At 70.8% G+C, this 21,812-nt stretch carries 25 protein-coding genes and 1 tRNA gene; 14 read left to right on the top strand and 12 right to left on the bottom strand.

All coding sequences use genetic code 11. The features are described from left to right. From ACFC0G_RS20295 to ACFC0G_RS20325, 7 genes are all read left to right on the top strand, one after another. Positions 1-3,309 (top strand): hypothetical protein, encoded by a 3,309-nt coding sequence (locus ACFC0G_RS20295; protein ID WP_376405087.1) that lies wholly within the window; start codon positions 1-3, stop codon positions 3,307-3,309. Between the two features lie 10 nt (positions 3,310-3,319). Next, positions 3,320-3,766 (top strand): hypothetical protein, encoded by a 447-nt coding sequence (locus tag ACFC0G_RS20300; protein WP_376405089.1) that lies wholly within the window; start codon positions 3,320-3,322, stop codon positions 3,764-3,766. 61 nt (positions 3,767-3,827) lie between these two features. Continuing rightward, positions 3,828-4,058 carry a hypothetical protein gene (locus ACFC0G_RS20305; RefSeq protein ID WP_376405091.1) on the top strand — a complete coding sequence of 77 codons (231 nt, stop codon included), beginning with the start codon at positions 3,828-3,830 and terminating at the stop codon, positions 4,056-4,058. 11 nt (positions 4,059-4,069) lie between these two features. Beyond that, positions 4,070-4,930, top strand: coding sequence for an N-acetylmuramoyl-L-alanine amidase (locus tag ACFC0G_RS20310; RefSeq protein WP_376405093.1), 861 nt, complete (start codon positions 4,070-4,072; stop codon positions 4,928-4,930). A gap of 2 nt (positions 4,931-4,932) precedes the next feature. Further along, positions 4,933-5,160, top strand: coding sequence for a hypothetical protein (locus tag ACFC0G_RS20315; protein ID WP_376405095.1), 228 nt, complete (start codon positions 4,933-4,935; stop codon positions 5,158-5,160). Then, positions 5,157-5,411 (top strand): hypothetical protein, encoded by a 255-nt coding sequence (locus tag ACFC0G_RS20320; protein ID WP_376405097.1) that lies wholly within the window; start codon positions 5,157-5,159, stop codon positions 5,409-5,411. Before ACFC0G_RS20315 ends, ACFC0G_RS20320 begins: the two co-directional genes overlap by 4 nt. Positions 5,412-5,529: 118 nt before the next feature. Further along, positions 5,530-5,685, top strand: a complete 156-nt coding sequence (locus ACFC0G_RS20325; protein WP_376405099.1) for a hypothetical protein — start codon at positions 5,530-5,532, stop codon at positions 5,683-5,685. Positions 5,686-5,731: 46 nt separating this feature from the next. On the opposite strand, the gene ACFC0G_RS20330 is transcribed toward ACFC0G_RS20325, so the two are convergent. The 4 genes from ACFC0G_RS20330 to ACFC0G_RS20345 all read right to left on the bottom strand — a co-directional run bounded on the left by ACFC0G_RS20330 (position 5,732) and on the right by ACFC0G_RS20345 (position 7,784). Further along, on the bottom strand, positions 5,732-6,427 hold the full coding sequence (locus ACFC0G_RS20330; RefSeq protein ID WP_376405101.1) for a hypothetical protein: 696 nt from the start codon (positions 6,425-6,427) through the stop codon (positions 5,732-5,734). 48 nt (positions 6,428-6,475) lie between these two features. Then, on the bottom strand, positions 6,476-6,817 hold the full coding sequence (locus tag ACFC0G_RS20335; protein ID WP_376405103.1) for a DUF6233 domain-containing protein: 342 nt from the start codon (positions 6,815-6,817) through the stop codon (positions 6,476-6,478). 95 nt (positions 6,818-6,912) lie between these two features. Beyond that, on the bottom strand, positions 6,913-7,227 hold the full coding sequence (locus ACFC0G_RS20340; RefSeq protein WP_376405105.1) for a 4a-hydroxytetrahydrobiopterin dehydratase: 315 nt from the start codon (positions 7,225-7,227) through the stop codon (positions 6,913-6,915). A gap of 2 nt (positions 7,228-7,229) precedes the next feature. Further along, complete coding sequence (locus tag ACFC0G_RS20345; protein WP_376405107.1) at positions 7,230-7,784, bottom strand: flavoprotein; 555 nt, start codon at positions 7,782-7,784, stop codon at positions 7,230-7,232. Between the two features lie 118 nt (positions 7,785-7,902). Here ACFC0G_RS20345 and ACFC0G_RS20350 point away from each other — a divergent pair, with 118 nt between their 5' ends. The 3 genes from ACFC0G_RS20350 (at position 7,903) to ACFC0G_RS20360 (ending at position 9,721) form a co-directional block, all read left to right on the top strand. Beyond that, positions 7,903-9,087 (top strand): helix-turn-helix domain-containing protein, encoded by a 1,185-nt coding sequence (locus ACFC0G_RS20350; protein ID WP_376405111.1) that lies wholly within the window; start codon positions 7,903-7,905, stop codon positions 9,085-9,087. Between the two features lie 63 nt (positions 9,088-9,150). Then, positions 9,151-9,381 (top strand): hypothetical protein, encoded by a 231-nt coding sequence (locus tag ACFC0G_RS20355; protein ID WP_376405113.1) that lies wholly within the window; start codon positions 9,151-9,153, stop codon positions 9,379-9,381. Between the two features lie 148 nt (positions 9,382-9,529). After that, positions 9,530-9,721 carry a hypothetical protein gene (locus ACFC0G_RS20360; RefSeq protein ID WP_376405115.1) on the top strand — a complete coding sequence of 64 codons (192 nt, stop codon included), beginning with the start codon at positions 9,530-9,532 and terminating at the stop codon, positions 9,719-9,721. A 75-nt stretch (positions 9,722-9,796) separates the two neighbouring features. Here ACFC0G_RS20360 and ACFC0G_RS20365 read toward each other — a convergent pair whose 3' ends face one another. Next, a complete protein-coding gene (locus ACFC0G_RS20365; protein ID WP_376405117.1) occupies positions 9,797-10,300 on the bottom strand; it encodes a helix-turn-helix transcriptional regulator in 504 nt (167 codons plus the stop codon). Positions 10,301-10,573: 273 nt separating this feature from the next. Beyond that, positions 10,574-10,648 (bottom strand) — tRNA-Val (locus tag ACFC0G_RS20370). Positions 10,649-10,826: 178 nt separating this feature from the next. Here ACFC0G_RS20370 and ACFC0G_RS20375 point away from each other — a divergent pair. From ACFC0G_RS20375 to ACFC0G_RS20385, 3 genes are all read left to right on the top strand, one after another. Continuing rightward, positions 10,827-11,585, top strand: a complete 759-nt coding sequence (locus ACFC0G_RS20375; RefSeq protein ID WP_376405119.1) for a DUF4097 domain-containing protein — start codon at positions 10,827-10,829, stop codon at positions 11,583-11,585. Positions 11,586-11,619: 34 nt separating this feature from the next. Beyond that, complete coding sequence (locus ACFC0G_RS20380; RefSeq protein WP_376405121.1) at positions 11,620-13,038, top strand: hypothetical protein; 1,419 nt, start codon at positions 11,620-11,622, stop codon at positions 13,036-13,038. A gap of 98 nt (positions 13,039-13,136) precedes the next feature. After that, positions 13,137-13,361, top strand: coding sequence for a zinc ribbon domain-containing protein (locus ACFC0G_RS20385; RefSeq protein ID WP_376405123.1), 225 nt, complete (start codon positions 13,137-13,139; stop codon positions 13,359-13,361). Positions 13,362-13,383: 22 nt separating this feature from the next. Here the strand turns inward: ACFC0G_RS20385 and ACFC0G_RS20390 are convergent, their stop codons facing one another. From ACFC0G_RS20390 to ACFC0G_RS20400, 3 genes are all read right to left on the bottom strand, one after another. Continuing rightward, positions 13,384-14,181, bottom strand: a complete 798-nt coding sequence (locus tag ACFC0G_RS20390; protein WP_376405230.1) for an HAD family hydrolase — start codon at positions 14,179-14,181, stop codon at positions 13,384-13,386. A 65-nt stretch (positions 14,182-14,246) separates the two neighbouring features. Continuing rightward, on the bottom strand, positions 14,247-16,847 hold the full coding sequence (locus tag ACFC0G_RS20395) for a phosphoribosyltransferase (RefSeq protein ID WP_376405125.1): 2,601 nt from the start codon (positions 16,845-16,847) through the stop codon (positions 14,247-14,249). Between the two features lie 18 nt (positions 16,848-16,865). Next, entirely contained in the window at positions 16,866-18,071 is a 1,206-nt protein-coding gene (locus tag ACFC0G_RS20400) for an HpcH/HpaI aldolase/citrate lyase family protein (protein WP_376405127.1), read from the bottom strand. A 186-nt stretch (positions 18,072-18,257) separates the two neighbouring features. Here ACFC0G_RS20400 and ACFC0G_RS20405 point away from each other — a divergent pair, with 186 nt between their 5' ends. Further along, the gene (locus tag ACFC0G_RS20405) at positions 18,258-19,160 is read left to right on the top strand and encodes a TerD family protein (protein ID WP_376405129.1); all 903 of its coding nucleotides are present in this window, start codon (positions 18,258-18,260) and stop codon (positions 19,158-19,160) included. A gap of 33 nt (positions 19,161-19,193) precedes the next feature. Here the strand turns inward: ACFC0G_RS20405 and ACFC0G_RS20410 are convergent, their stop codons facing one another. The 3 genes from ACFC0G_RS20410 to ACFC0G_RS20420 all read right to left on the bottom strand — a co-directional run bounded on the left by ACFC0G_RS20410 (position 19,194) and on the right by ACFC0G_RS20420 (position 21,796). Further along, a complete protein-coding gene (locus tag ACFC0G_RS20410; RefSeq protein WP_376405131.1) occupies positions 19,194-19,934 on the bottom strand; it encodes a Tellurium resistance in 741 nt (246 codons plus the stop codon). 108 nt (positions 19,935-20,042) lie between these two features. Further along, positions 20,043-21,191: a DUF475 domain-containing protein gene (locus ACFC0G_RS20415; protein WP_376405134.1), complete on the bottom strand. Its 1,149-nt coding sequence runs from the start codon at positions 21,189-21,191 to the stop codon at positions 20,043-20,045. Between the two features lie 29 nt (positions 21,192-21,220). After that, entirely contained in the window at positions 21,221-21,796 is a 576-nt protein-coding gene (locus tag ACFC0G_RS20420; RefSeq protein WP_376405136.1) for a TerD family protein, read from the bottom strand. Positions 21,797-21,812 lie beyond the last annotated feature (16 nt).

Consider the following 21,812-nt stretch of genomic DNA (forward strand, 5'->3'; position numbering starts at 1 on the left):
ATGGCATTCCCGGACACACCCCTCGGCGTGCGTGTCGAGCTTCAGGCCGGAGGGGTGTGGACGGACGTCACGGCGGACGCCTACACCCGGGACCCGATCACCATCACCCGCGGGCAGCCGGACGGGGCATGGGTCGCGGACCCGTCCCGCTGCACCGTCACCCTCAACAACGCGGGCGGCAAGTACACCCCCCGCAACCCGCTCTCGCCGTACTACGGGCAGATCGGACGAAACACGCCGCTGCGAGTGTCGGTCCCCGGGACCGAGTCCTACCTCAGCCTCCCCGGGCTCCCCCTGTCCGGCGCCCAGACGCCCGACGACGCGTCCCTCGACATCACGGGCGACATCGACATCCGCGTCGAAGCTGAAGTCGACAACTGGCAGTCAAACTCGGGCTCATTCCAACTCATCGGCAAGTGGGGACTTCCCGGCCAGAGGTCCTACAGGCTCCAGGCCGAACAGGGCGGGTGGCTGTACCTGCTGTGGTCGCCAGATGGCGTCAGCACCCTTTCGGCGGCCCGGCTTCTGCCACTGCTACCCCGGCGGGCCGCGCTGCGCGCAACACTCGACGTGAACACCGGATCGGGCTACGCGGCCGAGTTCTTCACCGCCCCGACCCTCGACGGCCCGTGGTCAAGCCTGGGAACTGTCCTGGGCGGCGCCCCCACGAGCATCTTCAACTCCACGACCGAGGCCAAACTCGGCGGCTACACCGGCTTCATTGGGCGCGCCTACCGCGCCGAGATCCGTTCCGGCATCAACGGCACGATCGTTGCCGCGCCCGACCTGCGCGCGCTCGCGCCGGGCACGACCGCGTGGACGGACTCCGCCGGCCGTCCCTGGTCCGTCATCGGCAGCGCCTCCGTCAGCAATCGGACCCATCGATTCGTGGGCGAGGTGTCGTCCTGGCCTCCGCAGTGGGCCCCGTCCGGCCGGGATGTGTGGACGTCGGTCGAGGGTGCCGGGATCCTGCGGCGTCTCGGGCAGGGAACGAAGGCGCTCGACAGCACCCTGCGACGACGCCTGCCGTCGCGCTCCCCCTTGGCGTACTGGCCGTGCGAGGAACCGCAGGGCGCCACCCAGGCGTACTCGCCGCTCCCCGGCGCCAGCCCGCTCACCGTCACGAAGTGGGACTTCGGGCAGGACACCGAACTCGGCGGCTCTGCTGCCCTTCCCGCGATCGAGCCCGGCGGCACCATGCGCGGCCGGGTCCCGGCCTCGTCGACCGGGGTGTGGGAGATCTGCATGCCCTACCGGGTCGACGGTGCAGCGCCCGGCGCCGAGCAGGAAATGCTGTCCTGGACGACGACCGGCACCATCCGCCGGTGGCGCATCACCATGGGCGCCACCGGAACGCACATCCTGGGATACGACGCCACCGGCGCCCTCATCCTGGACCAGCCAGTCGTCACGGGGCCGGATCTCTTCGACGGCTGGTGGCGACTGGAGCCCCACGCCGAGCAGTCCGGCGGGAACATCGCCTGGAGGCTGCGCTGGACGAAGGTCAACGGCGGCAGCACGTTCATCTCCGGCAGCATCGCCGGAACCGTCGGCGCCGTCTCCCAGATCGACACCACCTTCGGCGGCGGCCTCCCCGACATCCGGGTCGGACACATCACCGTCTGGTCCTCCGAAGCCATCACGGCGGCGTACGACAGCGCCGACCGTGGCTTCATCGGCGAGACCGCAGCGGACCGACTCCGCCGGCTCTCGTCCGAGGAGTCAGGCACCGTCCGCGTCACCTACCCGGATGGCTACCCGTCCGGAACAGCGCCCATGGGGACCCAGCGCCCTGACACTCTCCTCGCTCTCCTCCAGGAGTGCGCGAACAGCGACCTGGGAACCCTCGCGGAGGACCGCGGCGCCGCAGCTCTCGTGTATCGGGCGCGGTCGGCCCGCTACAACCAAACGCCAGCGATGATCCTCGACTACTCGGCCGGGGACGTCGCCCCACCGCTGGAGCCAGTCGACGACGACCAGGCCACCCGCAACGACGTCACCGTCAACAGGGTGGGTGGCTCGTCCGGGCGCGCAGTGCTGGAGACCGGGCCGATGTCCATCCAGGCTCCGCCCAACGGCGTCGGCCTGTACGACGATTCCGCCGATCTGTCCCTGGCGAGCGACACCCAGACGCAGCCGATCGCCGAGTGGCTGCTGCACCTGGGCACCTGGGATGAGTCCCGAGTGCCGACGGTGCAACTCCTCCTCCACAAGCGGCCGAACTTGATCCCGGCCTTCCTTGAGCTGGAGCTCGGCGACCGGATCCAGATCATCAACACCCCGCCGTGGCTGCCGCCGGGCCCGATTGACCTGATCGTGCAGGGCGTCAGCGAGATTTTCGGCATCCGCACCTGGTCCGCCACGTTGACGTGCGTGCCGGCCGGGCCGTGGACTGTCGGCGTCCTCGACGACCCGGTCCTCGGCCGCCTGGACACGGACGGCACCACCCTCGGTGCAGCAGTGGACTCGGACGACACGTCCCTGCTGCTCGTGTCCGAACCGGGCCCAACGTGGATCACGACCACCACGCACCCGTCGGAGTTCCCCTTCGACGTGCTCGTCGGCGGGGAGCGGATGACGGTCACCGGGATCACGCAGGGCGCGGCCGACGCCTTCGGCCGCACGGTCGCGTCCGGCTGGGGCAGCGCGGACACGGGCGGGGCCTGGACGAGCACGGGCGGCAGCGCGGCGGACTACTCCGTCGGCTCCGGCGTCGGCAGCCACAACCTGGCCAGCGTCAACGTGGCCCGCCACAGCACGCTCACGGCGCCGAGCCCCGACTTCGATCTGTACGCGACCGTCGCGGCGTCCGCTGTGGCGACCGGCGCGAGCATCTTCGGCGGGCTCACCGCCCGAGGCTCGGGGGCGAACGATCTGTACTACGCCAGACTGGAGTTCACGACCGCTGGGGCGGTGATCCTCGCCATCCGCGAGCGCGCGGCAGGCGTCGAGACCACTGTGGCGACGTTCACGACGCCGTACACGTACACCGCGGGGCAGTCCTTCCGGCTCCGGTTCCAGGCGAAGGGCTCCACGCTCCAGGCACGGGTGTGGCCGATCACCAGCGGCGAGCCGACGGCCTGGCAGGTCTCCGGTACGGACACGACGCTCACGGCCGCCGGTGCTGTCGGCTGCCGGTCGATCCTCGCCACCGGCAACACGAACGTCAGCCCGGCCGTCCGGTACGACAACTTCCTCATCGCCAACCCGCAGTTGGCCACCGTCACCCGGTCCGTCAACGGCATCGCGAAGTCCCACGCCGCTGCGGCGGACCTGCGACTTGCCGAACCGCTGATCCTGGCCCTGTAGGAGGCCCGTCTTGGTCTACACACCGTTTGCCGCGGGCGAGCTTCTCACCGCAGGCAAGCTCAACAGTCGCATCATCGAAGAGCTGATGGAGTGGACCCCGTTCACCGACATCGGCACCTTCTCCGCCGGCTTCAGCGCCGCCACTCTCACCCCCCGCATGCGCAAGATCAGGCTGCTGGGCCAGGAGCGCTGGGAGTATGAGGGGCGGATTTCCGTCGTTGCTGGAACCCTCGTCGCGAACGTGAACACGACCGTGTTCACCTTCAACGGCGGGACGCCCGTCTACCGGCCGGCCTTCGAGCACGGCTTCCAAAAGGCGGGTGGTACGACGGCCTTCTACGGGGTGCGAATGACCCTCCAGGCGTCCGGCCAGCTCCAGGTAGGCGTTCCTACGGCCGCAGGCAACAACACGAACGGCATCCTGCTGGACGCCTGCTACATCGACGCCCCCATCTGACCCTGTCACCCCGCTCGCCCCGCGCCACTGGCCGGGGCTCTCTTCATGTCTGGAGGCCTCCATGGCCCAGCACCACCCCGCCGTCACGAACCTGCTGCGGTACTTCGCCTACGACCACCTGCCCGAGCAGCTCCGCGAGATCAGCCAGCCCTTCGGCGAGCTCGCGCACGGCCTCGTGGAACGCCGGGACCTTGACGGCCCGGAGCTGACCGTCGCGCTGCGCAAGCTGCTGGAGGCCAAGGACTGCGCCGTACGGGCCGCGCTCCCGGCCCCGGCCGGAGAGGACATCTGATGGCCACGCCGATGACCGCAGATCAGTGGATCGCCGCCCTTCGCGCGGAGGGCGTCACCGACATCGTCGAGATGCCCGGCTGGCGCACCCACAACCGCGGCCAGCGCGGCGACGGCTGGGGCGACGTCCACGCCACGATGGTCCACCACACCGCCGGCGAGGGCTCCGGCCTGGCGGACTACTGCTACCGCGGCAGCCCCGACCTGCCCGGCCCCGTGTGCCACGACTTCCTCGCCCGTACGGGCCGCCTGTACCTCGTCGGCAACGGACGGGCGAACCACGCGGGCATGGTCGCGCGGAACGCCTACGACGCGGTCCTGAACGAGCGCGCGGAGCACCCGGCGCCCGGGCCCGACGAGCTCGACGGCAACGCGCGCTCGTACGGCCTGGAGGTCGAGAACTCCGGGGCCGCCGACCGTCCGTGGCCGGCAGTCCAGTACGACACCGCCGTCCGCGTCCAGGCCGCGCGCTGCCGCTTCCACGGCTGGTCGGCGAACTCTGTGTGGGCGCACAAGGAAGCCACCCGGCGGAAGCCGCTCGACCCCCGCATCCCCATGGACACCTTCCGGGCCGACGTCGCAGAGCGGCTCCGGCACCCCGCGTCCTGGAACCCCGGGGACAAGCCGACCACGCCCATCCCGAAGCCCACTCCTGAGGAGGATCCCGTCATGAACGTGCCCGACCTCGTGCAGCGGATCGCGGTTGCGGTGCTCAGCTACCGCAACAAGAAGGCCGACGACGCTTCGAAGAAGGCTGGCCGCCGGATCCCGGACGTCTACGGCTACATCGTCCAGACCTTCGCCACCGTCACGACGCTCGCCGCAGACGTGAAGAAGATCCTCGCCCTGCTCAACGCCCAGAAGGAGAAGTGACCATGTCCGACGCCGCCAAGCGCACCGCCCGCACGATCCTCCAGTCCGCCATCGGCATCGCCGTCGTCCTTCCCGCGGTCGTCTCCGCATCGGAGGTCCCCGAGGCCCTGCCGTGGGTCGCGGGCGGCCTGGCCGTCGCGGGCGGGTTCGCCCGGGTCATGGCCCTTCCCGGGGTCCAGTCGCTCCTGCCGCGCTGGCTCCGCACCGACGAGCCGGCGGCGCGGGGATGACGCCGACCGAGTCGGGGCAGGTGGCCCTCGAACTGGAGCGCCTACGCGGGACACTCGACGCAGGGTTCGCGCGGGTCGACGGCTCGCTCGCCCTGCTCGTACAACGCTCCGACCAGACAGACAAGCAGCTAGCCGACCACGAGGCCCGCCTCGACGCGCTGGAAAAGAGCCGGTGGCCGCTCGCCAGCATCGCCGCCCTCACGGCGAGCGCCGGCGTCCTCATCGCCGTCTGGGAGATCGCCGCCCGCTGAACGCCACGCCCCCTCTCGCGCCACGTGCGCGGGAGGGGGCCTTTTCGTAGTTTTCAGGACCAATGTCGGACCCGCCTGCGACACTCACCCACAACTTGTCCGGGAGGAGGTGTATTTGGTGTCGGAGAAAGAGAAGGCATTCGCCATCTTCGCTGGCGCGCTCGTGGTGCAGGCGATCGTCAACCGTGTCGTGAAGGAGCAGGCCGCGATCCTCGGCCTGCCCGCGAAAGTGGTGACCGCCGCCGCAATCGTGGCGGCTGCTGCCCTCGCATGAGCACACCGCCTCCTCTGCCTTCGGGCGGAGGAGGCACTTCGCCGTGTCAGAGCTCAGTCCACCGCGAATTGATCGGCAGCTCCTTGTAGATGAACCACGGCCTGTGCCCCTTGAGGCGACACTCGATCTTCAACCGGACCTTCTGGTTGCGGTACTCCCCCCGCCAACGCTCACGGGCCTGATCATCGCTCCACCAGGGGGGCTCATGCGTGTTGGTCATGTCGAAGCGCCTGAGGTCATCGCGCTCCAAAGAGAATGCAGGCGTCGCGCGCCCAGGTTCGGCCACGTCGTCGATTCCCGGCGTAAACCGGAGTGGCCCCCAGATGTGTTGCGCCACATCCTCAGCCGTCGGGGGCGGCGCCGTCCGTGGTGTGCGGTCTACCTCGTCGTCGCGAACAGTCACCACTACGGCGTCCAGGCGGTCGAGTCCTACGGGGCCAGTCAGCTTCGCCCGGAACCATGCTCGCTCTCCAGGCGCCGGCCGGACGATTGATACGGCCAACTCCGGCGTGAGTTCTCTGTGCCACCGCTCACGCTCGATGCTCGCTACTGCCTCCGCTGTGTCGCTGGCCCGGCTGGTCGCCGCCCAGGACGCCAACGCCGCCATGAGCGCGCCCCCTGCAACCAGGACGTTGGCGTCGTCAGCTGCAAGCCAGTCCGCTCGTATCGTCACGACGCCCGCAATGACCAGCGCAACGGCAACTGCGGCAGGCCATGCTCGTCTGATCGTCTTCATTGACATGGGCGGATGGTACGACCCGGCCCTGACAGCGCATGCCCGTGCCGCCGATCAGTCGAGGATCCCGAGCTCGGAGTCGGGTCGGCAGATCTCGCAGGCTCGGATCCCGTGCGAGGCGAGGGCCTCGCGGGCCTGCTCGCGGTCGAGAGAGCGGGTGTGCCGACTGGCCATGCTGCACCCGCCGACGTGGACAGAGTCGGCCACGGGTTGGCCGCCCTCGCGGAGGTAGGAGAGCACCCAGGTCGGGCCCTCGGGGAGGGGCCGGACGGGCCGCATGGCGGCTTCCCACTGTTCCGCCTCTGCGATGCGGCGCCGGATCTCCCCGAGCATGATCTCGGCCCAGGTCTCCAGGACGCGGAGCCGGGGCAGGTCAGGCGGCAGAAAGTCGGACACATGTTCGAGTCTAGACCTCGGCCGCGAGCGAGCCCGCAGACGGCCGCCCCTCCCGCGCCACGTGGCCAGGAGGGGCGGCTTCGTCGTGTCTGGGGTCAGTCGAGCGGGAGCGCCTGGTGCGCGGCAACGATCGCGTCGATCCGGTGCGCAAGGTCGAAGTCCGCCTCGGTCAGCCGGTACCCCGCGTCGTGCGTCGTGATGGCCGCCCGCAGGTGGTCCATCCGCAGATCGAGGTCGGCGTGGTGCTGGACTCGACGAGACCGGTCCGCGATCGTCACGATCGCTGCCACGGCCGCGTGGTAGCGGATCGGATACGTGCGGGTGATCTCGTCACCCTTTCGCTTCCACCCCGGCAGCGCGGCGAGGCGCTCCGCGATCTCCTCATCAGACAGCGGCGCAGGAACACCCATCGTCAGCTCCCCTCGGTGTCGTGTGACCCGCCCCTGGCGGCATCGAGCGCCACACGCCACGGGTACACCGCCGGATTTCCCTGACCAGGCTGGTTGGGCACGAACCCGCCCTCGCCGTACAGCACCGTGATCCCGGCGCCCCGAAGCGTCTCAACGGACCGGTCGAACTGCGGATGCTGGACGTAGGCCGCGTTCACGCACGGCATCGCCACCGTCGGGATCCCCTTGCCGATGCCCTCCGCGACCACGCCGACGATGTACTTGTCCGTGATCCCGAGCGCCCACTGATTGATCGTGTTGAAGGTGGCCGGCGCGACGAGGATCGTGTCCGCCTTCGGCCATACGTCCGGCTCGCCGGGGAGCTTGTAGTCCCAGCGGACAGGGTGCCCGGTGAGCACGGCGAGGCCGTCAAGGGAGTCGGCAAGCCAGCGGGCCGCGGTGGGGGTGAGGCCGAGGCAGACGTCCCAGCCGTCGGCCTGCGCGTCCTCGATCACGTGGGCGATGTCGAAGACGGGCGGGGCCGCCGAGCTGAACAGGTACAGGGTCCGAGTGCTCATGGACCCATCCGACCATATGCAACCGCCCCCGCTCCGGGTGGAGTCGGGGGCGGAAGAGGCACACCCGCACCAGTGCGCGGGTACCGTTCCAGATGACGAGTCAGGAACGGAGACCAGTATGCCGCCGCTGGACGACGACCACACCGGAACGCGCATCAAAGAGCAGCGACGCCTGGCCCGTCTCTCCCAACGGGAACTGGCCAACCGGATCCCGTACTCGTACAGCCTGCTCAACCAGGTCGAGTGCGGAGCCCGGCCGGCCACTGCGGACTTCGTCGCTGCCGTCGCGCGAGCCCTCCGGGTCGACGTCACCGTGCTGACAGGACAGCCCTACGTGACCCAGCTCCACCAGGACCGCCTCGCCGACCTCGTCCGCCCGATCCGCGAGGCCCTCGACCTCTACGACCTCGGCCCCGACCCTGCCGTCACGACCCGCACGGCCAGCCAGCTGATCGCCGCGGCAGACATTTTGTGCGGGCAGGTCCGGGCCACTCACCTGCACAGCGCGGCCGCCGCGCTGCCCAACGCAATCACGGAGCTGACGACAGCCGCGTGGCGTACCCCGGCGACGGCGCTCTGGCAGGCCCTCGCCTCGACGTACCGCACCGCCCACGACATCGCGGTGAAGCTGGGCTACTACGACCTCAGCTCTGTCGCGTTGGACCGCATGGACTGGGCGGCGCAGCGGGCGTCTGACCCGTGTCTGGCCGCGGTCCGTCAGTACATGCGGGCACTCGTCTACTTCCGCGAGGGCGAGTACTCCATCGGCCGGCGGCTCATCGGCTCGGGGCACCGCGTTCTCGGCCAGGCCGACGAGACCCGCGAGTCCCTCGCCGTGGCTGGGCAGCTCCATCTCGGCGCTTCGGTCATCGCCGCCCGGGCGGAGGACGAGACGGCGGTCGACACCCACATCGCGGAGGCGAAGACCCTCGCGCGCCGGGTCGGGGACGCCTCGGACGTGCACTGGCTCAGCTTCGGTCCGACGAACGTGGCCATGCACCGGATGAGCGCGGCTGTGGAGATGCGGCACTACGACGATGCGCTGAAGCTGGCGAAGAAGATCAAGCCTCCGGCGGCCATGGCCACGAGCCGGCGGGCGCACTTCCTCATCGACCGGGCCCGGTCGGAGATGGAGCTCGGCCAAACGGAGGCATCCCTCAAGTCACTGGTGGCGGCTCGCCGGGCAGCGCCCGAGCAGACCCGCTATCACCCTGGTGCGCGCGAGACCATCCGTGGACTCGTGCACGCGTCACGGCGTACGCCGGAGGCGCTCGGCGGCATGGCCTCCTGGGTCGGCATGTAGTCCGACCAGAGGGGCGGGGCGCTCACAGATCTGTGAGCGTTCCAGCTCCTCCTGCTCGTCACGATGGTGATGTTCCTGATCACCGACGAGCCGGAGGCTGCGATGCCGATCAAGCCCAGCAGACCGCGGCCCTGCACGTACTGCCCCAGGCCCGACGCCGACGCGTGCGTCCGCACCCTGCGCAACGAGGCCGGCGGCGCCCACATCTACGCCCACCAGGAGTGCGCGGCCGCGCGCGGCGTGGTCCCGCTGTACCTGTTCGTCGACGAGCCGACGCTCGGGGCTCCCCGGTGACGGCCGAGAAGGGGCAGGCGACGGTGCGGCCCGTGTGCCAGTTCGGCGAGCACTCCTGGTGCAAGATCGGCGAGGTCCTCGTCGGCGCCACCGTCGTGTTCCCTGCGGAACGTTGCGACTGTTCCTGTCACAAGAAGGAGGTAGCCCGATGAAGCGCTGCGCCTACTGCGGGCACGTCATCGTCGGCGAGGCCATCGAGATCTGCACTGAACCGGCGAACGGCGCTCGACCGACGGCGTACTGGCACAAGACCGCCAGGAACTGCGTGATCGCCGTGGCTGCCGAGGAGAAGACAACTGGAGTCTCCTCACCCCTTCGGCGACACCTGAGCCGTCTCTGATCTCCTGCTCGTCGGTGGCACGCCGATCGCCGACGGACAGGACGGGCCCCGGCCGGACCGTCCCTCCGGCCGGGGCTACCGCACCAACTCCGCGAGTGGGAGCCCTACCGCCCGCGCGATCTGGAGCAGGAGCCCGAGGCTCGGGTCGGACGCGCCGTACTCGATACGGTGGATCGTCTTGTGGTCGGCCCCCACGAGGTCGCCGAGTTGAAGCTGAGACAAGTTCGCGTGTTCACGTGCGGCGCGGACTCGTGCGCCGATCGTCTGCCGGCGGCTGAGTACCCAGGTGGGTTGGTCGGAGGGCATCCCTCCAACGTCCGACGCCCATGATCTTTTTGTCTTTACCCACCCAGGTAAAGAGTTTGATCTTGAAAATGGTCGGGTATCAGCCACCGACCCCCACCCAACGTCCGCGCCCCCGGCTCCGCCAGGGACTGCGGACCAGGCAGCGAGTCGCGTACATGCGTCCGCCCTCGCCGCCAACTGCCCTGGTTTCGGCCAGAGCAGAGCTGCCCCGTCCTTCGCAGGACGGGGCAGCGCCATGTGAACTACCGTGTACGAGAAGACCCCCGCCGACATACACGGCGGGGGTCTCTGCCTGTGGGGCCGGCCTCCCCGCCGAACATCCACAGAATGTCGAGCGGCATGCGTCTGACGCGTGTGGGGAGCACGTCGGCCCGCTCAGTGATCAGCACTCTACGCGGCAGAGGATGCTGTCTACATCCCCTTTCGCCACATCCATCAGGTCCACCCCCATGGGGATGTGGCATCCATGTGGCATCCGAACGCAGAATGGCCCCTCAGCCGATTCGGGCTGAGGGGCCACTACAGGCTTTCACCTGCTGTTTCTCCTGGTGGGCGCGGACGGTTTCGAACCGCCGACATCTGCTTTGTAAGAGCAGCGCTCTACCCCTGAGCTACGCACCCGTGGAAGAGGCAACAGCCTACATGGCCTACGGGTGGGGGCCGAATCCGTTGTTCGTGGCGGGGTGGCGGGGCGGGGGGGTAGCCCCACCCTGTGGACGGTGGGTCGCCTGATCGTGACGGGGGGTGGTGGGCTCGTACCGTCGGGGGACCGACGTTTTCTTCTGGGGGTTCGATCGTCATGGCCGCAGTACGTCAGCCGTTTCTCGCCGTCGGTGGGGTCCTCCTCGCCGTGTTCGCGCTCAGTGCCTGCGGGGCCGATGCCGGGGAGGCGCCGGTCGAGAAGAGGACGTTCGCGTTCGACGGGGACGCACTCGTCGTCGACTCCGACGACTCCCGGCTCGTCGTCACGGCCGCCGACGTCGACGACGTGCTCGTCGAGCGGCAGGTCGACGGGTGGGTGTTCATGGGGTCGGGGCCCGACGCGAGCTGGAAGCTGGAGGGCGGGCGGCTGACGCTGCGGGTGGACTGCGACGCCGTCACCGCCAGCTGCGACGCCGTCCACCGCATCCAGGTACCGCGCGGCACCGCCGTCACCGTCGAGGACGACAACGGGGACGTCACGGCCGAGGGGTTCGCCACGCCGCTGAAGGTGCGGTCCGACAACGGCGACGTGCGGGTGACCGGGAGCACCGGGACGCTCGACCTCGGGAGCGACAACGGCGACCTGACCGTCGAGGGCGGGACCCGCGCGCCCAAGGTGCTCGCGCACTCCGACAACGGCGACGTGCGGATCGTCCTCGGAGCCGTACCCCGGCAGGTCGACGTCAGCACCGACAACGGTGACGTCGACGTCACGCTGCCCCGCGCCGAGTACGCGGCCACCGGCGACAGCGGCAACGGCGACGTCCGCCTCGACGTGCCGCGCCGCGACGACAGCGAGCACTCCGTGAGCGTCCGCAGCGACAACGGTGACATCGTGGTCCGTACGGCGAACTGACCGGCCCGTGTGTTCGTCCTTACCGGGTGGGAGAATGAACCCGGACCGGGGACGGCGGACACAGCACGGGGAGAGGTACGTGGCGGCGAGCGACGGCAGGACACCCCCTGGGGGCAGTGCGACGCCCAGGATTCCGTCCACCTTCCGGCTGGCCCTCGCGCTGCCGCTGCTGGTCGGGGCGCTGCTGCCGCAGTCCTTCGCCGGGGGCGGTACGCGGCGCTGGTTCGGCGGGCGCGGCGAGGGCCAGCGGGCCGAGGCCCAGGCCGCCAAGGACGCCGCCGCGGCCGCCTTCTACGAGCTCGACACCGCCCAGCGCGGGCTGCGGATCTCCATCGAGACGATCACGGCTGTCGACAGTTCGTCCGAGGCGCGACGCGTCGTCGAGGGGTTCGAGGCCCTCGGACGCCGGATCGACGAGGTCAGCCACACCTACATCGGCGCCGTCGACGCCCATGACCTCGACCGCGACGAGCTCGACGCGGCCACCGCCGGCCGGGCCCGCGCCGAACTGACCGCCGCCAAGGACGAGCTCGACCGGGTCAAGGGCGAGCTCGACCGCTTCGAGGAGGGGCTCGGGCCGCTCCTCGACCGCGCCGAGACCCAGCTCGCCCGGCTCGCCCCCGCCGTCGAGCGGGCCCGCCAGGCGCTGCGCGGCGCGAGCGGCGCGCTCGACGCCGTACGGGACGGGGGGCTGCGCGCCGACGATCTCGCGTTGCGGCTCGCCCAGCTCGGGCCCGAGCTGACCCGCCTCAACGAAGGCGCGGGGCGGCACGGCGTCCCCGAGACCCTCCAGCGCGCCGACCGCGTCCTGCGGGACGCCGAGGCCGTACGCGCCGAGGCCGAGCGCCTGCCGCAGCGCGCCGCCGAGATCGACCGGCGCCTCGTCTCCCTCCGCACCCGCACCGAGGCGCTGACCACCCGCACCGGGGGCGTCGAGCCGGTCCTCTCCGAGCTGCGCCGGCGGTTCTCGGCCGCCTGCTGGCAGGACCTCCAACATGTGCCCGAGCAGGCCGCCGGCACGCTCCGGCAGGCCGAGGAGCGGCTCGCCGAGGCCGTGAAGGCCCGCGAGGAGCAGCGCTGGCCCGACGCGACGTCCCTGCTCTCCACCGTCCGCGCCCTCCTCGACTCGACCGACGAGGCCGTGTCGGCTGCCGGAGAGCGGCTGCGCCGCCTCGACGCCGTCGCGAAGGACCCGAAGGCGGAGACCGACCGCGCCCGGTTCGCGGTACGGGACGCCCAGCGGCTGGCGATGGCGGGACGGAACACGCCCGACCCGCGCCACGCCCGGCCCCTCGACGAGGCCGTGGCCCGGCTCGACCGGGCGGTCGGCACGCTGGAGGGCCGCCACCCCGACTACTGGCACTTCCTCACCGAACTGGAGGGCGTCCGCGCCACCGCCGCGCGCGTCGTCGAACAGATCCGGGAGGATCGGGGCACCGCCGCCGGTCACTGACCGGGCCAGGGCCTTGGGCGGCACTGCCGCCGCCGGACCGGGCCGGGCGCCCCTGGGCGGCACTGCCCTCCGCGGGCGTCCGCCGTTAGCCTGTCCCCATGCCTCGTTACGAATTCCGCTGCCGTACCTGCGGCGACACCTTCGAGATCAGCCGGCCCATGGCCGAGTCCTCCGACCCGGCCGCCTGCCCCGCCGGGCACGACGACACCGTGAAGCTGCTCTCGGCCGTGGCCGTCGGCGGCAGCAGCACCGCCGCCCCCGCGCAGAGCGCGGGCGGCGGCGGGGGTGGCGGTGGCTGTTGTGGTGGAGGGTGCTGCGGCTAGGCCCTGATCCGCCGGACAGGCGCTAACCCGCCACGGCCGCCCGGAAGCGGCGGAGGATCTCCTCCCCCGCCGCGACCCCGCGTTCCGCGAGGACGTCGAGGTGGGGGGCGGTCCACTCGCTCTCCGCGAGTTCGCCGTGGCCGGGGCGCCACGCCCGGTCGGCGGCCATCAGCAGGTCGGCGTCGAGGAGCGAGTCCCCCGCCGCCAGGGTGAGCGTGGCGCCGATGCGCCGGGCGACCTCGCGGACGGCCGCGCTCTTCGTGAGCGGCTTCGGCACCGCGTACACCTTGCGGCCCTGGAGCGAGACGGTCCAGCCGCGCTCGCCCGCCCACTCGCCGAAGCGCCGCAGCCACTCCTCGGGGAGCCGCTCGCGCTCGACGACGAGGTAGGCGAAGAGGTCCTCGGCCACCCGGTGCTTGCGGACCCACGACAGGTCCGTGGTGGCCGTGAGGTAGGCGCGGATCTCGGAGAGCGGCGCGCACTCCTCGGCCAGCCGGTGCACCACGCTCGTGTGCCAGTCGCGGTCGGAGACGCCGTCGACGAGGATGTGCCCGCCGTTCGCGCAGATCGCGTACTTCGGTGTGGTGCCCGGGAGTTGGATGCGCTGGTACTGCTTGCGCGTCCGGGTCGTCGTGGGGACGAAGACGGTCTCCTCGGCCAGCCGCGCGAGCAGGCCGGCCGCGTCCTCGGTCATGTAGGAGAGCGGCTTCGACTCGTGGACCTCGACGCAGAGGAGCCGGGGCGCCTGGGCGTCGGGCATGCCGAGGGCGAGGGCCGCGCTGGAGTAGATGAGGGTGCGGTCGAGGTCGCTCGCGACCAGCGTCGTGCTCGTCGCGTTCGTCGTGCTCGTAACGTTCGTCGCGTTCGTCGTGCTCGGCTGCTTGCTCACTGGGACACCACCGTCTTCCCGTCGGCGCCCGTCGCGCCCCTCGTGTACTGAGGGTGAATCAGGCCCACGCAGCTGTACGGGAGTTCGTCGACCTCCTCGACCGGCACACCGCGCTGCTCGGCGAGCAGGCGGACGTGCGCGAGGTCGGCGTCGGCGCCCCGCTTGGCCAGGATCTTCCAGGGGACGCGGCGCAGCAGGACGCGGGTGGTCTCGCCGACGCCGGGCTTGACCAGGTTGACGTCGTGGATGCCGTACTCCTCGCTGATCCGCTCGACGGCGGCCCAGCCCTCCCAGGTGGGGGTGCGGTCGGCGGCGAGGAGTTCCTTGACGTCCAGGTCGACGCTCTCGACGACCTCGTCGAAGCGGGCGGCGACGGCGTCGAGGAAGGCGACCGAGACGTCGGCACCGGCCAGTTCGCGGTAGAACTTGGCGCCGTGGAAGTCGTGCGGCCCGACGAGGTCGGAGCGGAGCACGGTGCGGGATATCAGGCCGGAGACCGTGGAGTTGAGGCAGGCGGAGGGGATGAGGAAGTCCTCGCGGGTGCCGTACGTGCGGACGCAGGAGCCGGGGTCGGCGAGGACCGCGATCTCCGGGTCGAAGCCCGAGATCCCCTCGGTGGCCTCGAACTCCTTGACGGCCTCGGCGAGTTCGCGGGTGATGGCGCCCTTGCCGGTCCAGCCGTCGACGAAGACGACGTCGGCGGGGTCGTGGTGGGCGGCGAGCCAGCGCAGCGCGTTGGCGTCGATGCCGCGGCCGCGCACGATGGAGACGGCGTAGTGCGGGAGGTCGAGGCCGTGGCGGGCCTTCGCCCAGCGGCGCATGAGGACGCCGACGGGGGTGCCGGCCCGGGCGAGCGACACGAGCACGGGGCCACGGCCGGGGCCGGAGCCGGGGCCGGGGCGTTCGGCGAGGACGGTCTCGGTGACGGTGCCGACCGCGCGGGCTATTCGGGCGGCCGAGCCCTCCAGGGCGGAGTGGAACAGGTCCTGGTAGCGGGCGCTCGGCTGGTACTCGACGGGGAGCGACTCGGCGTAGTGCGCGCCGCCGCTCTGGATGGCTTCCTCGCGTTCCTCGGTGGGCGCCTCCAGCTCGACGCCCGAGAGGTCCTGGAGCAGCCAGCCGACCTCCTCGGGTGCGTACGAGGAGAAGGCGGGGCCGCGGAGGGGCTCGGGCAGCATGGAGCTCCTTTCGGGAGCTTCGGGGGCTTCGAGAGCTTCGGAGACTGTGGGCTTCGTGGCCGACGGGACGGCCGTCGGCTCGTACGACGGGGCGGATGTCGGCCCGTACGGCAGGGCGGCCGTCGGCGCGTACGACGGGACGACCGCGAGCACCACGTGCGGGACGTGTGCGGCGAGCTGGGCGAGCAGGCCGTCCGGGGCGTGCAGTTCCGGGGTGTCGGCGGCGGAGTCGACGACGAGGACGACGGCGTCGAAGCCCCCGCCCGCCACGTTGTAGGCGTAGCGCTCGCCGGGGCCGTCCGCCGGGTCGTCGTGGGCGGGGAAGACGAGCCGGGTGCGGATCGCGTAGCCGGGGTCGTCGACGGCGAGGACGGGCGAGCGGGTGGTGGTGGAGTAGTGGACGTCGTGCCCGGTCTCCTCCAGGGCCGTGGCGAGGCGCAGCGGCGCGTACATCAGCTCCTCGAAGCCGAGGACGAGGACCCGGCAGCCACGGTCGGTGACGACCGCCTCCGCCCCCGGGACCGCGCCCGGGACCGCCCCCAGCGCCCGGCCGAGTCCCGTCGCCAGGCCGGGCAGGGCCTCCTCCAGGAGCTCGCGGTGCTCGGGCGTGAAGCCGTGCCGCCCGCCGTCGGGCAGCCCCTCGGGCCAGTCGAGCGTCACCCGTACGGGCTCCCGCGCGCCGCCGGCCGCGCCGGCGGCCGGTGCCCCTGTCCCGTACGCCTTCTCGTGCTCCGCCACCAGGGCCTGGCCCTTCTCCAGGATCCCCTCGGGGAGGCGTACGGTCCCGGCGGCGGCGGATATCAGGTCGACGCGGGCGCCGATCTCCTCCGCGAAGGCGTCCAGGCGGCCGAGGTCGGCGGTGGAGCGCATGTCGACGAGGGCCACGACGACGTACCGCTCGCGCGGGTAGCGGGCGTGCAGGTCCCTGATCGTGTTGAGGACGGTGTTGCCGGTGGAGAACTCGTCGTCGACGAGGACCAGCGGCCCGCCGCCGGCGAGGAGCTTCGGGTCCTCGGGGAGGAGCAGGTGCGAGGTCGCGTGCGAGTGGGACTCCTCGAAGCCGCCCGCGCGGGCGACCCCGGCCACCGGCCGCCGGGTGGAGTGGAGGTACGGGGCGAGGCCGAGGCCGTCGGCGACGGCGTGGCCCAGCGCGGTGGCGGTCTCCGCGTAACCGAGGACGACCGAGCGGGCCGCCTCCTCGTCGCCGAGGAGCGCGCGGACGCGTACGCCGAGGCCGAGGCCGGAGCCGTACACGACGGAGGGCCGCTGCGGCACGTGCTTGCCGAGCACGCTGGAGACGAGCAGGTGCGCCCGCTTGGGGTTACGACGCAGTGCGAGGCCCAACAGGGCCGGTAGCTCCTCGCCGCCGATCAGTTCGACGCCCAGTCGCTCCGCGACCCACGTTCCGGTCCACACCACGTCGTCGACGTCCCTTCGTCAGCCGGCAAGTCCGGCGGTGAGCAGATCCACGAAGCCGACGTCTTCCTTCGCGACGCCGAAGACCTCGGCGCGCTGGAGGATGCGTTCGGCCCACGCGCGATGCGGCTTCACTTCGTTCATCTTGTTCGTATACGCGGAGCGCAGCACTCCGCCACCGCCCTGTTCCGGCCGCAGGATGTCCTGGGCGTCGCTCCACTCCTCGTGGCTGACCACGGAGAGCGCGTGCACCGGCACCACGTGGGTGGGGTGGATGCAGGTCTTGCCGAGGAGGCCGTTCGCGCGGTCGAGCTCGATCTCGCGCAGCAGGCCGTCGAGGTCGTGCTCGATGAGGGCGGTGCGCAGGTCCTCGGCCCGGCCCTCCAGGAAGGGGCTGCGGCGCAGCTGCGGCTTGAACATGCGCTCGCCGGGTCGGAAGTACTCCCAGACGGGACCGGTGACGGTGAAGCCGGTGCCGTCGGAGCGGCCGAGGACGTTGACGACGTCGGCGATGACGTTCGCGACGATCTTGACGTCGTAGGCGGTCATGTCGGGCGAGCGGCGCAGGCCGTAGGCGGAGCAGAAGTCGGTGACGCCGAGGCGCAGGGCGAGGACGCGGTCGCGGTACTTGTCGGTGATCGAGGCGATCCCGGCCAGGGTCTCGGCCCGGGTCTCCAGGTGGAGGAGCTCGGGGGACTCGAGGACGGGCATGGCGAAGAGGCGCCTGCCGGTCGTCCGCTCGGCCTGGGCGAGTGCTTCGAGGAAGGCGCGGCCGCGGCTCTCGGTGAATTTGGGTAGTACGAATCCGGACAGCAGCCGGACCGTCTCGCCGAGCCGGGTGGCGAGGTCGGTGATCTGGCGCGGATCGCGGACGCGAATGAAGAGCAGGGGCACGTCGGTGGCGGTGTCGGCGTCCGCCCCGGTCGTGCCGGCGTCCGTCCCGGTTCCGCCGGCGAGGTCGGCGAACTGGCGGACGAGGTTGGCCTCGCCCTCCTGGACGTCGCCGTCGCTGATGGAGTCCTCCAGGCAGAGCACCATGGAGACCACGCCGCGCGCCGCCTGTTTGCGGATGTCGTCGGCCAGCCGCGGCCGGGTGGCCGGGCTGTAGAGCGTGGCACCGAGGGCCACGGCGAGCGTGCGTGCGGGCGAGTCGGCCGTGAACTCGGCAGGCTCGCTGTGGAACAACCCGGTCCGCGTTGCGGACGGGATGTGCCCGAAATGACGCATGTAAGTCCCCCGTCTGCCTCTCTGGGCTCTGACGACATGTGGCCGGTAATAGTACGTAGGTGCGGGTGTCCGTAGTTCCCTTCGAGTATGAAATTCAGGTAACTCGTCAGCATCTGGCATCTCGTACCGGTATCGGTGACGCCCCCGCGTTGTCCGCGGGTCGGGCGGGAGGGCAGGATTGCGGTCATGACGCACGCGATGCTGAAGGGCTCCAACGTCCCTCTCGACACCGCGGCCGTACGGGCCGTGCTCTGCTGGACCCCGGGCCCCGGGGTCCCCGACGTGGATGCCTCGGCCCTGCTCCTCGGCGCCGACGGCCGTGTGCGGTCCGACGAGGACTTCGTCTTCTACAACCAGCCGCGCCACCCCTCGGGTGCCGTGCGGCGGCTGCCGAAGAAGCGGGTGTCCCAGGGCCTGACGGACACCGTGGAGGCCGACCTGGGCGGCCTTGAGGCCTCGGTCGACCGGGTGGTCGTCGCGGCCTCCTCCGACGGCGGCACCTTCCGGTCCGTCTCCGACCTGCGGATCCTGCTGTACGACGCGGTGGCCGGGCCCGACCGCGAGCCGCTGGCGCGGTTCGACGTGACGGCGGAGACCGGCGAGGAGACGGCGGTCATCTGCGGCGAGCTGTACCGGCGCGGGGACGCCTGGAAGTTCCGCGCCGTGGGCCAGGGCTATCCGACGGGCCTTGTCGGCCTCGCCACGGACTTCGGCATCTCGGTCGACGAGGACGCCCAGGAAGCGGCGCAGGAGGCCGCCCAGGGGGCGGCTCAGGGGCCCCAGGACCTCCCGGAGGCCCAGGGCGGCACGTCGTCCGGCGTCCCCGCCCCGGATTTCCCCGTCCCCGCCCCGGATTTCCCCGTCGCCGGCGCCCCTGATCTCGACGCGACCGTGGTCCACGCGCCCGTGCCGCCGCAGCCGACGGTGCCGCCCGTGCCGGACCGGGCGCCCGCCTACGGGTACCCGCAGCCGCCGGTGAACGCCCCGGCCCCCGCGTACGGCTACCCGCAGCCCGTGGCCCAGCCGAACCCGCACGCGGCACCGGAGTTCCGGATGCCGCCCATGGGACCGCAGTTCGTCAGGTCCTGAGACCCGGGGCACGGCTCGGGCCCCGGACACGGCCTACGCCTTGGTCTTGTAGCCGCGCCCCCACTGGAGGCCCCAGCCGTACAGCCGGTCCAGCTCGGCCTGGAAGCCGTAGACGAACCGCACCTCGCGGCGGACCGTCAGGTCTCCCTTGACGTTCTCCACGGAGAAGACCGCGCAGGAGCGGGCCTGCGGGGCGCGCTCGTCGAGTTCGATCTCGATCCGGGGCCCGTTGCTCGGGTAGAGCGTGATCTTGGCGTGCGTACGGTCGAAGGCCGGCGTCTGGTCGTAGATGTACGCGAAGAACAGCAGCCGCTTGATCTCGTCCTTGTGGTCCAGATTGACGAAGATCGTCTCTCCGGACGGGGCGCCGAAGCGGTCGTCCCCGCTCAGCTTCACGTACGGCGCGGCGTTGAGGTCCCCAAAGAAGCCGCCGAGGGGCTGCACCACGCCCTTGCTGCCGTCGGCGAGCTCGTACAGGCACCCGAGGTCCAGGTCGACGTTGACGACGCCCTGGGTGTGCGCCTGGACGACCTCGGGCTTGAAGAGCTGCGAGGGGTTCCGCAGCAGCCGGCCGCTCTGCCGGGACCGCCCTTCGAGGTCGGAGGTCCGCATCCGCCAGGAGAGGTTGACCCGGAGGTTGCCGGTCGCGGCGCCCTGTTTGGTGAGCGAGACCGACGGGCGCCTCTTCGTCAGGTCGATCGTGTTCGACGCGGCACCGCCCATGTCGAACGACTGCGCCGCCCTCGCCGGAAACAGGTTGTCCCAGAAGGCCATGACGCCCCCACCCCCCACTGCTCTCTCACTCGTCACCGCGCACATGCCTGCGGGGCGGCCGGGTGCACCGACCGCCCCGCAGTGAAGCGTTCCTCGTTACCGGGGGTGTCACACCCCGGAGGCGACCTCGGTCTTGTCCTCCGAGCCGCCCGATCCGCCCTCGGCCTCCGCGAGCCGCTTGTTGCGGCGGACGGAGGACCAGAAGGACAGGCCGATCAGCGCGACGCCGATGCCACCGGTGACGATCTCGGGGATCTCGTAGCGGATGGTGACCATGAGGATCGCGGCCAGGGCGCCGATCGCGTAGTGCGCGCCGTGCTCCAGGTAGACGTAGTCGTCGAGGGTGCCCTGGCGGACCAGGTAGACCGTCAGCGAACGGACGTACATGGCACCGACGCCGAGGCCGAGCGCCATCAGGACGATGTCGTTGGTGATGGCGAAGGCGCCGATGACACCGTCGAAGGAGAAGGAGGCGTCGAGGACCTCCAGGTAGAGGAACATGAAGAAGGCGGCCTTGCCGGCCAGCTGGACCGCGGAGACCTTCTTGCCGCTGCGCTTGGCCTCTTCCTCGGCCTCGTGCTCGCGCTCCTCTTCCTCCTCCAGCTTGTTCTCGAAGTAGCCGGAGAGACCGCCGACGATGAGGTAGGTGATGAGACCGAAGACGCCCGAGAGCAGGACGGTCGACGCCGCGTCGATGTGCGTCCCGCCGTGCTGGTGGGCCTGGGTCGCGAAGGTCATGGCGCTGATCGCCAGGACGATGAGGGCGATGCAGACCGACAGCATGTCGATCTTGCCGAGCTTGGCCAGCGGGCGCTCCAGCCAGCCGAGCCACTTGATGTCACGGTCCTCGAAGATGAAGTCGAGGAAGATCATCAGGAGGAACATGCCGCCGAAGGCCGCGATCGACGGGTGGGCGTCGGTCACGAGCTGCTCGTAGCGCTCGGCGTCGTTGAGAGCGAGATCGACGGCCTCGATGGGGCCGATCTTGGCGCTGATCGCGACGATCACGACGGGGAAGACCAGTCGCATGCCGAAGACGGCGATGAGCACACCGACGGTGAGGAAGATCTTCTGCCAGAAGGCATTCATCTTCTTCAGGATTCCGGCGTTGACCACCGCGTTGTCGAAGGACAGCGAGATCTCGAGGACGCAGAGGATCGCGACGATCCCGAACGCTTCCCACCCCCCGTAGAGCACCGCTGCGATCAGACCGAGCGCAGTGATCGCGAACGACCAGCCGAAGGTTTTCAGAACCACTGTCTACCCCATCGTGAAATTACATGGCTTTACGAAACGTTGACCCCGAAGTCTAGAGCGATGCCCCGCAGCCCGGACGCGTACCCCTGGCCCACCGCACGGAACTTCCATTCGCCGTTGTAGCGATAGAGCTCGCCGAAGATCATCGCGGTTTCGGTGGAGGCGTCCTCGGAGAGGTCGTAGCGGGCGAGTTCCTGACCGTCCAGCTGGTTCACGACGCGGATGAAGGCGTTCGCGACCTGGCCGAAGCTCTGACCTCGGTTGTCGGCGTCGTGGATCGACACCGGGAAGACGATCTTGTCGCAATGGGCCGGGACCTGGGTGAGGTCCACGATGAGGGACTCGTCGTCCCCGTCACCCTCGCCCGTGAGGTTGTCGCCGGTGTGCTCGACGGAGCCCTCCGGGCTGCGGAGCTGGTTGTAGAAGACGAAGTACTCGTCCCCCAGCACGCGGCCGGCCTTGCACAGCAGGGCGCTGGCGTCGAGGTCGAAGGGGGCTCCGGTGGTGGAGCGCGCGTCCCAGCCGAGCCCGACGAGGACCTTGGTGAGGTTGGGAGCGGCCTTGGAGAGGGAGACATTGCCTCCCTTGGCGAGTGTGACGCCCATGTGATCTTTCCTCCCC

This window comes from Streptomyces sp. NPDC056169, assembly GCF_042268445.1.
Classification (GTDB): Bacteria; Actinomycetota; Actinomycetes; order Streptomycetales; family Streptomycetaceae; genus Streptomyces.